This window comes from Pseudomonas sp. PDM03 (genome assembly GCF_014852385.1).
Lineage (GTDB): Bacteria > Pseudomonadota > Gammaproteobacteria > Pseudomonadales > Pseudomonadaceae > Aquipseudomonas > Aquipseudomonas migulae.
Window position 1 is genome coordinate 912,786 of record NZ_JACVBM010000001.1, and the last position, 13,640, is coordinate 926,425.

A 13,640-nucleotide genomic window follows, 5' to 3' on the forward strand; every position below is an offset into this window, starting at 1 on the left:
CCTCACTCCTTGATGCAATCGACGGTGTAATGCCGCCCATTGCCCTCGTCTTCGTGTTGCAAGCCGTGCACATCGACGACAAACCCCGGGAAACTGCTATCGAACGTGCGGGCAAACGCCAGGTAATCGATGATCGAGCGGGTCGACTCGGTGAAACGTTCGCCGGGCATGATCAACGGAATCCCCGGCGGGTACGGCACCAGCATCACGGCGGCGATACGGCCGTCCAGTTCATCGATGGACACCGCTTCCACCTCGCCACGCACCAGATGATCATAAGCGTCAGCCGGCTTCATGGCGATTTCCGGCAACACGGTGTACATGCGCTTGAGATGTTTGGCCGTGGCATTGCTGCGGTAACAGGCGTGCAGTTGATCGCACAAATCGCGCAGCCCCATACCCTTGTAACGCGCGCCTTCCTGCTGCGCCACGCAGGGCAGGCAGGTCACAAGGCTGACGTTGGCGTCGTAGCTGCGCTTGAACTCCAGCAACTCGGTCAGCAGCGTGCTCCATTTGCCCTTGGTGATGCCCATGGAGAACAGCACCAGAAACGAATAGAGCCCGGTCTTCTCGACCACCAGCCCACGCTCCCAGAGGAATTTGCTGACCACCGCCGCCGGGATCCCGCGTTCGCTCAACGCACCGCCGGCGGTGAGGCCCGGCATCACCAGCGTGACTTTGACCGGATCGAGCAGCACGTAGTCATCGGTCACGCCGCCAAAGCCGTGCCAGTCGGCATCGGGTTGCAGCAACCAGTCTTCAGTCACCACGCGCTCGATGCCTTCCACCGACGGCGGCTGCCAGATGGAGAACCACCAGTCATCAGCGGCAATGTGCTGACGCAAATTCGCCAGCGCCCGGCGGAAGCTCAGGGCTTCGTCGAACATTTCCTGCAACAGCGAGCGACCCGCCGGGCCTTCCATCATCGCCGACGCCACATCCAGAGAGGCGATGATGCTGTACTGCGGCGACGTGGAGATGTGCATCATGAACGCTTCGTTGAAGCGGTCGCGATCCAGTTGCCGCGCTCCGCCGTCCTGGACGTGAATCATCGAGGCCTGACTGAACGCCGCCAACAGTTTGTGGGTGGAATGGGTGGTGAACACCAACGGGCTGTCCGCACTGCGAGCAGTGCCCATGCCATAACGTCCGGCAAAAAATTCGTGAAACGCCGCATAGGCATACCAGGCTTCATCGAAATGCAGCACCTCGACGCTGTTGCCCAGGCTTTGCTTGATCAGTTCGGCGTTGTAACAGAGCCCGTCGTAGGTTGAATTGGTCACCACCGCCAGTTTGACCTTGGGCGCACGGCCCTTGGTCAACGGGCTGGCATCGATCTTGGCCTGAATCGATTCGCGGCTGAATTCACTCAGCGGAATCGGGCCGATGATCCCCAGCTCGTTGCGTTCCGGGCACAGGTACAACGGAATCGCGCCGGTCATGATGATCGAGTGCAATACCGACTTGTGGCAGTTGCGGTCCACCAGCACCAGGTCATCGCGAGCGACCATCGAATGCCAGACGATCTTGTTGGCCGTCGAGGTGCCATTGATCACGAAAAAGGTGTGATCGGCGCCAAAGTTGCGCGCCGCTCGTGCTTCCGCCTCGGCCAGCGGGCCGGTGTGGTCGAGCAGCGAACCGAGTTCCGGCACCGACACCGACAAGTCCGAACGCAGGGTGTTTTCCCCGAAAAACTGGTGAAACGCCTGCCCCACCGGGCTCTTGTGATAGGCCACGCCGCCACCGTGGCCCGGCGTGTGCCAGGAATAGTTGGAGTCGGCGGTGTGTTGCACCAACGCCTTGAAGAACGGTGGCAGCAGGCCGTCCAGGTATTTGCGCGCGGCTCGTGCGACCTGCCGCGCCAGAAATGGCACGGTGTCTTCGAACAAATAGAGAATGCCGCGCAGCTGATTGAGCTCGTCCATTGCATCGGCGGGGGCGTTTTCCAGCGTCACCTGCTCGCCTAGCGCGAAAATCGGCAAATCCGGCGCACGCACCCGCGCCAGACCGATCAGTTCGGCCATGTTCTGCAGCAGATGGGAATTGGCGCTGGGGTCTTCGGCGGCGATCAACATGCACGAGAGGCCATGATGGGTCGACGCGACCAACCGCCCTTCGGTGTAATCCACTGCCGAGACAATGCTGAAACCTTCCTGCTCCAGCTCCCGGGCGATGCCACGCACCCGATCACCGGCAACCGTGTCGGCCTTGATGTCGCGATGGACGATCAAGACCGGGAATCTCAAATCTTTATACATGGGGCTCAGTGTCCTGAGGCGGCAGTCCGTAGCCTGCCAATAACCTCAGGGTAGAGGGTTGAGGCGCATGTGGCGAGTGCAATGCCCCGAAATGGGTCACGAGTGGATCGCATAACCCTGTAGGAGCCGGCTTGCTGGCGATAGCGTCCGTTCAGGCAATGAACGTGTCGACTGCCCCACCGCAATCGCCAGCAAGCCGGCTCCTACAGGTTAGTGTCTATCTCGAGATTTACGCCTGAGCTTCGGCCTCAAGCAGTTGCTGCCACAGCGATGGCGCACCAGCGGATTTGGCGATGACTTCCAGACGAGCCATGTGTTGCGCCAAATCATCTTCACTGGCGCGGATGATACGGGTTGGCTGGCGATCGGCCGGCAAACGGCGGATCTCCGTGGCTGAGTTGTCCGCCCCTTCACCAGACCCGTTGCCGTCGGACGCATTGCCGGCCAGCGACAGGCTGGTCTGGCCGCCGGTCATGGTCAGGTAAACGTCGGCGAGAATCTCGGAGTCGAGCAAGGCGCCGTGGAGCTCACGGCCGGAGTTGTCGACGCCATAACGTTTGCACAAGGCGTCGAGGCTGTTGCGCTGCCCCGGGTGACGTTCCCGGGCCATCATCAGGGTGTCGAGGATCGAGCAGTGTTGCGTGATGTCCGCACGATCGTGCTGGCCCATCAGGGCGAATTCGTTGTTGATGAAGCCAACGTCGAACGCCGCGTTATGGATGATCAGCTGCGCGCCCTTGATGAATTCGAAAAACTCATCAGCCACTTCAGTGAAGCGCGGCTTGCCCACCAGGAATTCGTTGGTGATGCCGTGAACGCCGATGGCGCCTTCATCACTCTCGCGGTCCGGTTGCAGGTAAACGTGAAAATGCCGGCCGGTCAGGCGCCGACCGATCAACTCGACACAACCGATTTCGATAATCCGGTGGCCGTCGGTCACCGGCATGCCGGTGGTTTCGGTATCGAGTACAACGGATCTGGTGGCCATCAGTGCTCAGCTCTCAACGGGGCAATCGTGCAAAAACGGCGATGTTAACACGCCCACGGGATCAGGCGTGCGCACAGGCAAATGACTGAAGCTCATGCAGTTTTTAACAATCATTAGCAATGTTCATAAAGTCTGGCAGAGAACGGCTTGATAGCGTGCGCGGCTTGTTTCCGATGGATTTGAGTTCGTCATGACCACCACCCAATCGCTACGCCTGCTGGTCCTGGGCGGTTGCCTGATCGCAACCACCGCCCAGGCCACCAGTTTTGTAATCAGCACCGATATCACGTTGAGCCTGACCTTGAGTTCGTCCAAGGGCACGAGCGGATCATTCAAGGACGACAAGATTGTGCTGGCGGCCAAGGATGATGCCGCTGCGTTTGTGGCGAGTGACGGGGAGATTCGCGGGGCGCGGATTGAAGCGGCATTCGAGAGGATTCGTGGCGGGCTGAGCGATCAGTATTCAGACCAACAACTGGCCAACGCCATTTTGATGCTGTGAACACCCACTTTGTAGGAGCCGGCTTGCTGGCGATAGGTCCTGAGCCTTGCATTGATCTCGGGGACGCTATCGCCAGCAAGCCGGCTCCTACAAAGGTCAGGCTTGTTTGTAACCGCGCACTTCATCCACGCCACGGTTAGCCAACTGGTCGGCCCGCTCGTTGCCGTGATGCCCGATGTGTCCGCGCACCCACTTCCAGGTCACGTTGTGCCGGTTGACCTGCTCGTCCAGCAATTTCCACAGGTCAGCGTTTTTCACCGGTTCTTTCGCTGCCGTTTTCCAGCCGCGCTTCTTCCAGTTGTCCATCCATTCGTTGATGCCTTTCATCACATACTGCGAGTCCGTCACCAGCAGCACGTCGCAAGAACGCTTCAGTTCTTCCAGCCCGCGAATCGCGCCCATCAGCTCCATGCGATTGTTGGTGGTGTTGGCTTCGCCACCCCAGAGTTCTTTTTCAACGCCCTTGCACACCAGCAATGCGCCCCAGCCGCCTGGGCCAGGATTGCCCTTGCAGGCGCCGTCGGTGAAGAGTTCTACGCTATCGCTCATGCCAATCTATCCAGAAAATGCGGTGGCCCGCCGATCGTTGATCGACGATGCCCGAGGCCGGGACGCGCCCGGCCGGGAATATAAAAAGTGTTACGGCTCGATGTTGCGGCGGTTGACCTTGGCCATCGGCAATGGAATCAACTTGCCCATCGGCTCGCGACGTTCCTGCCGAACCGGCCGCAGGCCGACTACGATCTTGCGCGCGACCAATAAATAGAAGCCGCCACCCGACAGTTGCCAGTCACCGGCCTTGCGTTCCCAACCGGCCAAACGGGCTTGCCAGGCGGGGGACGCAAGCGGCGGACGATAGCACCCGAAGCGGCGTTTCTCCAGCGCGAAGCCCAGCAGGTTCAGCCAGTCTGCGACCCGCGACGGCGAAATGCATCGGGCCTTGCGCAAGGCGTCATGGGCGAACACGTGGCGCAAACCCCAGCTGCTCCAGGGGTTGATCCCGATGATCAGCAAATGCCCGCCGGGACGCACGCTGCTCGCCGCTTCGCGCAGCAAACCATGGGGCGACAGGCAGAAATCCAGGCCGTGCTGCAACACCACCACATCGGCAGCATGCTCGCTCAACGGCCAGGCCTGCTCTTCGCACACAATCTCGACACCCGGCAATGGCGCACCCAGCCGCACATTGCGCTGGACCTGAGGCGCCGACGGCGGTGTCTCGGCCGAAGGCCCGTAATGCACCAGATAGCCACCGAAGAAGCGCCCCAGCTCGTCTTCGAGCATGCGTCGTTCTTCGTCCAGCAGAAATTGCCCGATGGGGCCCGACAGCCATTCACGGGCCGCGCTGATCAGGGCCAGCCAGTCAGGATCAGCCTGAGCGAACGCTTTATCAGTCATTGCATTCTCCAACGCGCCAGGAAGTTCTAAGATGCGCCATTGTTTTCCGCTTGGCGAATCCGACGATGATACAGATCAGTGCCCTGCCCGCCTTCACCGACAACTACATCTGGTTGTTGCAAGACCCCGACACGCGACGCTGTGCGGTGGTCGATCCCGGCGATGCCGCGCCGGTCCAGGCCTGGCTCGCGGCGAATCCGGGTTGGGCACTGAGTGATATTTTGATCACTCACCATCATCACGACCATGTCGGCGGTGTCGAACAGCTGAAAAAAGCGACGGACGCGAAGGTCTACGGCCCGGCCAGTGAAACCATCCCGGCGCGGGACGTCGCGCTCAAGGACAACGACCGTATCAGCGTGCTGGGTTGGGACTTCGAGGTGATCTCCGTTCCCGGCCATACCCTGGGGCACATTGCCTACTACCATCAGGGCGTGCTGTTTTGCGGCGATACCCTGTTCGCCGCGGGTTGCGGACGGCTGTTTGAAGGCACCCCCGAGCAAATGCACACGTCGCTGAGGCGCCTCGCCTCCTTTCCGGAGGACACGCGGGTCTACTGCACTCATGAATACACCTTGAGCAACCTGCGTTTCGCCGTAGCGGTCGAGCCCGGCAACCCACATACCGTCGAACGTCTGGCTAAAGTCACGGAACAACGGGCCGCCGGAGTCATTACTTTGCCGTCGACACTGGCCTTGGAAAAGCAGACCAACCCGTTTTTACGTGTCGACGAAACATCTGTTAAAGAAAAAGTGGACGAACGGAATGGCACCTATAACCGGGCTCCGAGTGCGGTTTTTGCTGCTCTGCGCGCTTGGAAGGATAAGTTCTGAGAGGGCTTGCCGTTGGTGCGAAAAATCTGAATGGTTGACCGCAGAGGGTGCGCTTTCTAGAATCGCCCGACATTTTTGCCCGGAACTTACTTCCAGCCAATGTCGTCATCTATTCGTAAAGCCATCAATTCAGACGCATTGACCCGCTTGGCTCAAGCCATAGCGGTGGCTGTGTCCGCCACTCTGGCGGGCTGTTCCAGCCATGTGCCGCAGACCGACGCGGCACATACCCCGAACATCGCAGCGCGAGCCAAACAGAAGCCCATCTGGCTCAGCGAAAAGCCTACTCCGCAAATTCCACAGGACGTCTGGGAGCGCATGCGCCAGGGCTTCCAGTTGCAGGAAGGCCTGGGCGTCAACCCGCGTATCGAGCAACAGCGCCTGTGGTTCGCCAGTAATCCATCCTTCCTCGAAAACGCCGGCGAACGCGGCAGTCTCTACATTCACTACATCGTCGAACGCCTTGAAGAACGCAACATGCCGCTGGAACTGGCACTCCTGCCAGTGATTGAAAGCGCCTACAACCCAATGGCCTATTCCCGGGCCGACGCGGTTGGCTTGTGGCAGTTCATTCCTTCCACCGGGCGTTACTTCAACCTGCGCCAGACCCGTTTCTACGATGGCCGTCGCGACATTACCGCGTCGACCACCGCCGCGATGGATTACCTGACCCGTCTGCACGACATGTTCAACGGCGACTGGCTGCTGGCCCTCGCGGCTTACAACGCGGGTGAAGGTACGGTCAGCCGGGCCATCGAACGTAACGAAAGACTTGGCCTGCCTACCGATTACTGGAACCTGCCACTGCCGTCCGAAACCCAGGCCTATGTGCCGAAGTTGCTGGCCCTGTCGCAAGTGGTCCTGGCGCCCGAAGCCTACGGCGTGAACCTCAACCCGATCGCCAACGAACCGTATTTCCAGGCCGTCGAAATCAACCAGCGCATGGACCTGTCCAAGGTTGCAGCGGTGGCCAATATCGACGAAGACGAGCTGTTCCAGCTCAACCCGGCCTTCAAGCAGCGCACCACCACTCTGGACGGTCCTCAGCATTTGCTGGTGCCGACGTCCAAGGCGCAACTGCTGACCGCCAGCCTGTCGACCATGCGTCCCGAAGAGCTGATCAGCAAGAAGTCGCTCAAACCGGTGTTCGAAGGCGTAGACGACACCCAGCTCGCCAGCCTCAAACGCGCCTACCGCGTGAAACGTGGCGACAACCTCGGCACCATCGCCAAGGCCAACAAGGTCGACGTAAAAGACCTGCAACGCTGGAACAAGCTGACCGGCAAGGACCTCAAGGTTGGCCAGACGCTGGTGATGCAGGACAAGACCAAGCGCAGCTCCGGACGCGTCAACACCGTAGTGGCCGCCAATACCAAGACGAATGGCAAGACGGACACCAAGAAACCGCAGACCCAATACAAGGTCCAGCAAGGTGACTCGCTGTACATCGTGGCCAAGCGTTTCAACGTTGAAATGCAGCACCTCAAGCGCTGGAACCCGCGTGTCGGCCAGGCGCTGAAGCCGGGTCAGATGTTGACGGTTGCTTCGCCGCACTAAAAAAAGCCCCTGACTTCAGGGGCTTTTTTTTGCCCAAATACCATAAACAGGTTCACACACCCCATGTAGGAGCCAGCTTGCTGCGGGCGGCGTTCCGACGATGGGCTCAAGTGCGCCGCGTTTAACCAGATTTCACGCGTTATCGTTAACGACCATCGCCAGCAAGCCGGCTCCTACAGGTTTTTGTAAGACGAGCGATCAAATAGGTTTCCAAGCCTCCACAAGGGATCTGTGCCGGCAATTAAGGGGTCGTTAAATCCCCGTCTTTTTCCTGTCCATACAAGCTGTTACTGTACGGCCCACAAAGCCCAAGCCGCCTGGATCGGATCTCTGACTTGAAGCGTCCCCTCCTCCTGCTCCTCATCAGCCTGGCCTTGAGCTCCTCCGCAAGTGCGACGATCAGCGAAAGCCACGGTTATGCGCAGTTCGGCACGCTCAAGTACCCGGCCAGATTTACCCATTTCGACTGGGTCAACCCGCAAGCGCCCAAGGGCGGTACGTTGCGGGTGATGGCGTTTGGCACCTTCGATACGCTCAACCCATACACCTTCAAGGGCTCGAGCCCGGTTTCCACCGCGAATTTCCTGCAGTACGGCATCAACGAGCTCAACGAGCCGCTGATGGTCGGCACCGGCCAATACGCGCCGTCCGGCGACGAACCCACGTCCAGTTATGGCCTGATCGCCCAATCGGTGGAATACAGCGAAGACCGCAGCTGGGTGGTGTTCAACCTGCGCCCCGAAGCCCGCTTTCACGATGGCACGCCGATCACCGCGTACGACGTCGCGTTCTCTTATCGATTGCTGCTCAAGGAAGGCCATCCGCAATACCGCACCAATCTCCAGGAAGTGTTGCGGGTCGACGTGCTCAACCCGCAGCGCATCCGCTTCGTCTTCAAGCGCGCTGGCAACCCACTGCTGATCCTGCGCCTGGGCGAGTTGCCGGTGCTGCCGCAGCATTACTGGAAAGGTCGCGACTTCAAGGCCACCACCTTCGAGCCGCCGTTGGGCAGTGGCCCTTATCGCATGACCTCGGTCACGCCCGGGCGCCAGATTGTGTTTGAACGGGTCAAGGATTACTGGGGCAAGGACCTGCCGGTCAATCGCGGCAAGTACAACGTCGACCGCATGGAAGTCGAGTTCTACCGCGACAGCGACGTCGCGTTCGAAGCCTTCAAGGCCGGCGAGTTCGACATCTACATCGAGCATCAGGCGAAGAACTGGGATAACGGTTACAACTTCCCGGCCGTGCGACGAGGCGATGTCATCAAGGCGCAGATCCCGCACCAGATCCCGACCCAGAGCCAGGGCCTGTTCATGAACACCCGGCGCCCGGCCTTCTCCGACGCAAAGGTGCGCGAAGCGCTGGGGCTGATGTTCGATTTCGAGTGGACCAATCGCACGCTGTTCAGCGGCGCATACAAGCGCGCCATGAGTTACTACCCCAACAGCGAGTTCTCGGCCACCGGCCTGCCGGTCGGTCATGAGTGGTTGATGCTCAAGCCGTACCGCGAGCAATTGCCCGCCAAACTGCTCACCGAGCCGTTCAGCCTGCCGCAGACCCAAGGACGCGGCATTCCGCGGGACACCATGCGCCAGGCCCTGAGCCTGCTCGCCGAGGCCGGCTGGAAGCTCAACGGTCAGCGGGTCGAAAACGCCAAGGGCCAGCCGCTCTCGCTTGAGATCCTGCTGGTCAACCCGAACCTGGAACGCATTCTCCAGCCTTATGTCGAGAACCTCGCCAGTATCGGCATCGACGCCCGGTTGCGCACGGTGGACCGCGCCCAGTACAAACAGCGCCTCGACCAGTTCGATTTCGACATGATTCTGATGACCCTGAACCAGACCCTCAGCCCCGGTCTGGAGCAATGGCAGTATTTCCATTCCAGCCAGGTCGGGGTCAAGGGCAGCAAAAATTACGCGGGCATCGCCAACCCGGTGGTTGACCATTTACTTGAGCAACTGCTCGCCGCCCAGACCCGCGATGAACAGGTTGCCGCCGGCAAAGCCCTGGACCGCGTGTTGTTGTGGCAGCACTACATCATTCCCAACTGGTACCTCAATTATCACCGCCTGGCCTACCGCAACCGGTTCGCCTTCGTCACCACGCCGCCCTATACGCTGGGCCTGAGCGCGTGGTGGCTGAAATCTTCGGAGAAAGATCGATGAAACCCGTACGCGCCCTGCTCTTGCAGGCCAGCGGCCTGTTGTTCGCCGGGCTGGCCTGCGCCGCACCGCAACACGCCCTGACCTTGTACAACGAGCCGCCGAAATACCCGGCCGACTTCAAGCATTTCGATTACGTGAATCCCGACGCGCCCAAGGGCGGGGTCTTCCGTCAGGCCGGTTTCGGCGGCTTCGACAGCCTCAACCCGTTCATCAGCAAAGGCGTGTCGGCCGGCGACATCGAGCTGATCTACGACACCCTGGCCAAACAGGGGCTCGACGAACCGTTCACCGAATATGGATTGGTTGCCGGCAAGATCGAGAAAGCCCCGGACAACAGCTGGGTGCGTTTCTACCTGCGCCCTGAAGCGCGCTTCCACGACGGTCATCCGATCCGTGCCGAAGACGTGGTGTTCAGCTTCGAAACGCTGATCAAGGACGGCGCACCGATGTATCGCGGTTACTACAGCGACGTCGCTGAAGCGGTCGCCGAAGACCCGCTGACCGTGCTGTTCAAGTTCAAGCACACCAACAACCGCGAACTGCCGTTGATCCTCGGTCAGTTGCCGGTACTGCCCAAACACTGGTGGGCGACCCGGGACTTCAACAAGGGCAACCTGGAAATGCCGTTGGGCAGCGGCCCGTACAAGGTCAGCGAAGTAAAGGCCGGGCGCTCGATTCGCTACGAGCGGGTCAAGGATTACTGGGGCAAGGACCTGCCGGCCAACCGTGGTTTCTACAACTTCGACGTGATGACCACCGATTACTACCGCGACAACACCGTGGCCCTGGAAGCACTCAAGGCCGGACAGTTCGATTACTGGCTGGAAATGAGCGCGAAGAACTGGGCCAATGCCTACAACATTCCGGCGGTTGCCGAAGGTCGGCTGAACAAGGAACAGATCCCCAACGGCAACCCGACCGGCATGCAGGGTTTTGTCTTCAACCTGCGCCGTCCGGTGTTCCAGGACGTGCGCGTGCGCCAGGCGCTGACGCTGTTGCTGGACTTTGAATGGACCAACAAGCAACTGTTCAACGGCGCCTACGTGCGCACCCGCAGTTTCTTTGAAAACTCGGAAATGGCCGCCACCGGTTTGCCGGATGCCGATCAGTTGGCCATTCTCGACCCGTTCCGCGGCAAGATCCCCGAACAGGTATTCACCGAGGCCTTCCAGAACCCGGTGACCGACGCCAGCGGCATGATCCGCACGCAGCAGCGCAAGGCTTATCAGCTGTTACAGGAAGCCGGCTGGCGGATCGTCGACGACAAGATGGTCGACGCCAACGGCAAACCGGTGAACATTGAGTTCCTGCTGGCCCAGACCGAATTCGAGCGGGTGCTGCTGCCGTTCAAGCGCAACCTCAGCGACCTGGGGATCGACTTGGTGATTCGCCGGGTCGACGTCTCGCAGTACATCAATCGCGTGCGTTCGCGGGACTTCGACATGATTGTCGGCAGCTTCCCGCAATCCAACTCGCCGGGTAACGAACAGCGCGAATTCTGGATGTCTGCCGCCGCCGACAAACCCGGCAGCCGCAACTCCATGGGCCTGAAAGACCCGGTGGTGGACCAACTGGTCGAGCAACTGATCAACGCCGATTCGCGCAAAAGCCTGGTGGCTCACGCCCGTGCACTGGACCGCGTGCTGCAATGGGGTTATTACGTGATCCCCAACTGGCACATCAAGACCTGGCGCGTGGCTTACTGGAACCATATCGGCCACCCGAAAATCTCACCCAAGTACGACATCGGTACGGCCACCTGGTGGATCAAGCCCAACGTGACACCGGCGATAGAAGTCGAAACCAAACTGCAAGCCGACCCTGCGGGCACGGAGTAATAGATGCTGGCGTATATTTTTCGGCGACTGCTGCTGATCATCCCGACGCTGCTCGGCATTTTGCTGATCAACTTCGTGATCATCCAGGCCGCCCCCGGCGGGCCGGTGGAGCAGATGATCGCCAAGCTCGAAGGTTTCGAAGGCGCCACCAGCCGCATTGCCGGCGGTGGTGCAGAAGTGTCGGTGGCCGGCTCGGCCTATCGTGGCGCCCAGGGCCTGGACCCTGCGCTGGTGAAAGAAATCGAGCACATGTACGGCTTCGACAAATCGGCGCCGGAACGTTTGTGGATCATGGTCAAGAACTACGCCACCCTGGATTTCGGTGACAGTTTCTTTCGCGACGCCAAGGTCATCGACCTGATCAAGGAAAAGATGCCGGTGTCGATTTCCCTCGGGCTGTGGAGCACGCTGATCATGTACCTGGTGTCGATCCCGCTGGGGATCGCCAAGGCCACGCGGCACGGCAGCCACTTCGACGTTTGGACCAGCTCGGCGATCATCGTCGGCTATGCGATCCCGGCGTTCCTGTTCGCCATTCTGTTGATTGTGGTGTTCGCCGGCGGCAGCTATTTCGACTGGTTCCCGCTTCGGGGACTGACCTCGAACAACTTTGATGAACTGAGCATGGGCGGCAAGATTCTCGATTACTTCTGGCACCTGGCGTTGCCGGTGACGGCGCTGGTGATCGGTAACTTCGCGACCATGACCCTGCTGACCAAAAACAGCTTCCTCGATGAAATCAACAAGCAGTACGTGGTCACCGCCAAGGCCAAGGGCCTGACCAATCACCGTGTGCTCTACGGCCACGTGTTCCGCAACGCCATGCTGCTGGTGATTGCCGGTTTCCCGTCGGCGTTCATCGGGATTTTCTTCACCGGTTCGTTGCTGGTGGAGGTGATTTTCTCCCTCGACGGTCTCGGCCTGATGAGTTTCGAAGCAGCGATCAACCGCGATTACCCGGTGGTCTTCGGCACGTTGTTCATCTTCACCCTGCTGGGATTGGTGGTGAAACTGATCGGCGATCTGACCTACACCTTTGTCGATCCGCGCATCGACTTCGAAAGCCGGGAGCATTGAGATGAACCTGTCCCCTCTCAATCGCCGGCGTTTCGAACTGTTCAAGGCCAACAAGCGCGGCTGGTGGTCGCTGTGGCTGTTTCTCGTGTTGTTCGGCCTGAGCCTCGGTGCCGAGCTGATCGCCAACGACAAACCCTTGGTGGTGCATTACGACAACAGCTGGTACTTCCCGGCGCTCAAGCGTTACCCGGAGACTACGTTCGGCGGCGAATTCCCGCTGGAAGCCAACTACAAGAGCCCGTACATCCGCGAATTGCTCAAGGCCAAGGATGCCTGGGTGCTGTGGGCGCCGATTCCCTATAGCTACCAAAGCATCAACTACGACCTGAAAGTCCCGGCCCCGGCACCACCGTCGACCGACAACCTGCTGGGCACCGACGATCAGGGTCGCGACGTGTTGGCGCGGGTAATTTACGGCTTCCGGATTTCGGTGCTGTTCGCGCTGACGTTGACCATTCTCAGCTCGATCATCGGCGTGATTGCCGGTGCCTTGCAGGGTTTCTATGGCGGCTGGGTCGACCTGGCCGGGCAGCGGTTCCTGGAGATCTGGTCCGGGTTGCCGGTGCTGTATCTGCTGATCATTCTCGCCAGTTTCGTCCAGCCGAACTTCTGGTGGCTGCTGGGGATCATGCTGCTGTTTTCGTGGATGAGCCTGGTGGACGTGGTCCGCGCCGAGTTCCTGCGCGGACGCAACCTCGAATACGTGCGCGCGGCCCGGGCGCTGGGGATGCAGAATGGTGCGATCATGTTCCGCCACATCTTGCCCAACGCGATGGTTTCGACCATGACCTTCATGCCGTTCATCCTGACCGGCGCCATCGGCACGCTGACCGCGCTGGACTTCCTGGGTTTCGGCTTGCCACCGGGCGCGCCGTCGCTCGGTGAGCTGGTGGCCCAGGGCAAATCCAACCTGCAAGCGCCGTGGCTGGGCATGAGCGCGTTTGCGGTGCTGGCGTTGATGTTGAGTCTGCTGGTGTTCATCGGCGAGTCCGCTCGCGATGCCTTCGACCCGAGGAAGTGA

The 13,640-nt window shown here is 60.1% G+C and carries 11 protein-coding genes; 7 read left to right on the forward strand and 4 right to left on the reverse strand.

All coding sequences use genetic code 11. From position 1 onward, the window contains the following. Positions 1 to 2: 2 nt before the first annotated feature. Complete coding sequence (locus IB254_RS04120) at positions 3 to 2,258, reverse strand: Orn/Lys/Arg decarboxylase N-terminal domain-containing protein (protein ID WP_192416502.1); 2,256 nt, start codon at positions 2,256 to 2,258, stop codon at positions 3 to 5. A gap of 229 nt (positions 2,259 to 2,487) precedes the next feature. After that, the gene (dnaQ, locus tag IB254_RS04125) at positions 2,488 to 3,246 is read right to left on the reverse strand and encodes a DNA polymerase III subunit epsilon (protein WP_008038265.1); all 759 of its coding nucleotides are present in this window, start codon (positions 3,244 to 3,246) and stop codon (positions 2,488 to 2,490) included. 190 nt (positions 3,247 to 3,436) lie between these two features. On the opposite strand from dnaQ, the gene IB254_RS04130 reads away from it, so the two are divergent. Further along, a complete protein-coding gene (locus IB254_RS04130; protein WP_008038263.1) occupies positions 3,437 to 3,748 on the forward strand; it encodes a DUF2388 domain-containing protein in 312 nt (103 codons plus the stop codon). Between the two features lie 96 nt (positions 3,749 to 3,844). Here IB254_RS04130 and rnhA read toward each other — a convergent pair whose 3' ends face one another. Both rnhA and IB254_RS04140 read right to left on the reverse strand, forming a co-directional pair. Next, a complete protein-coding gene (gene rnhA / locus IB254_RS04135) occupies positions 3,845 to 4,297 on the reverse strand; it encodes a ribonuclease HI (protein WP_008028618.1) in 453 nt (150 codons plus the stop codon). Positions 4,298 to 4,387: 90 nt separating this feature from the next. Beyond that, entirely contained in the window at positions 4,388 to 5,146 is a 759-nt protein-coding gene (locus tag IB254_RS04140; protein ID WP_008038260.1) for a methyltransferase domain-containing protein, read from the reverse strand. Between the two features lie 65 nt (positions 5,147 to 5,211). On the opposite strand from IB254_RS04140, the gene gloB reads away from it, so the two are divergent. The 6 genes from gloB to IB254_RS04170 all read left to right on the forward strand — a co-directional run bounded on the left by gloB (position 5,212) and on the right by IB254_RS04170 (position 13,640). Next, a complete protein-coding gene (gene gloB / locus IB254_RS04145; RefSeq protein ID WP_192416503.1) occupies positions 5,212 to 5,979 on the forward strand; it encodes a hydroxyacylglutathione hydrolase in 768 nt (255 codons plus the stop codon). A 99-nt stretch (positions 5,980 to 6,078) separates the two neighbouring features. Further along, a complete protein-coding gene (locus tag IB254_RS04150) occupies positions 6,079 to 7,536 on the forward strand; it encodes a transglycosylase SLT domain-containing protein (protein WP_192416504.1) in 1,458 nt (485 codons plus the stop codon). 353 nt (positions 7,537 to 7,889) lie between these two features. Beyond that, on the forward strand, positions 7,890 to 9,704 hold the full coding sequence (locus IB254_RS04155) for an extracellular solute-binding protein (protein WP_412548217.1): 1,815 nt from the start codon (positions 7,890 to 7,892) through the stop codon (positions 9,702 to 9,704). Beyond that, complete coding sequence (locus IB254_RS04160; protein ID WP_192227362.1) at positions 9,701 to 11,542, forward strand: extracellular solute-binding protein; 1,842 nt, start codon at positions 9,701 to 9,703, stop codon at positions 11,540 to 11,542. The genes IB254_RS04155 and IB254_RS04160 overlap by 4 nt, the downstream gene beginning before the upstream one ends. A 3-nt stretch (positions 11,543 to 11,545) precedes the next feature. Then, a complete protein-coding gene (locus tag IB254_RS04165) occupies positions 11,546 to 12,619 on the forward strand; it encodes a microcin C ABC transporter permease YejB (protein WP_008028636.1) in 1,074 nt (357 codons plus the stop codon). A gap of 1 nt (position 12,620) precedes the next feature. After that, positions 12,621 to 13,640, forward strand: a complete 1,020-nt coding sequence (locus IB254_RS04170; RefSeq protein WP_008028637.1) for an ABC transporter permease — start codon at positions 12,621 to 12,623, stop codon at positions 13,638 to 13,640.

Excerpts from the sequence above, each read along its gene's own strand:
- IB254_RS04170 (WP_008028637.1), top strand. The coding sequence starts at position 12,621 with ATGAACCTGTCCCCTCTCAATCGCCGGCGTTTCGAACTGTTCAAGGCC.
- IB254_RS04140 (WP_008038260.1), bottom strand. The coding sequence starts at position 5,146 with ATGACTGATAAAGCGTTCGCTCAGGCTGATCCTGACTGGCTGGCCCTG.
- IB254_RS04165 (WP_008028636.1), top strand. The coding sequence starts at position 11,546 with ATGCTGGCGTATATTTTTCGGCGACTGCTGCTGATCATCCCGACGCTG.
- dnaQ (WP_008038265.1), bottom strand. The coding sequence starts at position 3,246 with ATGGCCACCAGATCCGTTGTACTCGATACCGAAACCACCGGCATGCCG.
- IB254_RS04120 (WP_192416502.1), bottom strand. The coding sequence starts at position 2,258 with ATGTATAAAGATTTGAGATTCCCGGTCTTGATCGTCCATCGCGACATC.
- rnhA (WP_008028618.1), bottom strand. The coding sequence starts at position 4,297 with ATGAGCGATAGCGTAGAACTCTTCACCGACGGCGCCTGCAAGGGCAAT.
- gloB (WP_192416503.1), top strand. The coding sequence starts at position 5,212 with ATGATACAGATCAGTGCCCTGCCCGCCTTCACCGACAACTACATCTGG.
- IB254_RS04150 (WP_192416504.1), top strand. The coding sequence starts at position 6,079 with ATGTCGTCATCTATTCGTAAAGCCATCAATTCAGACGCATTGACCCGC.
- IB254_RS04130 (WP_008038263.1), top strand. The coding sequence starts at position 3,437 with ATGACCACCACCCAATCGCTACGCCTGCTGGTCCTGGGCGGTTGCCTG.
- IB254_RS04160 (WP_192227362.1), top strand. The coding sequence starts at position 9,701 with ATGAAACCCGTACGCGCCCTGCTCTTGCAGGCCAGCGGCCTGTTGTTC.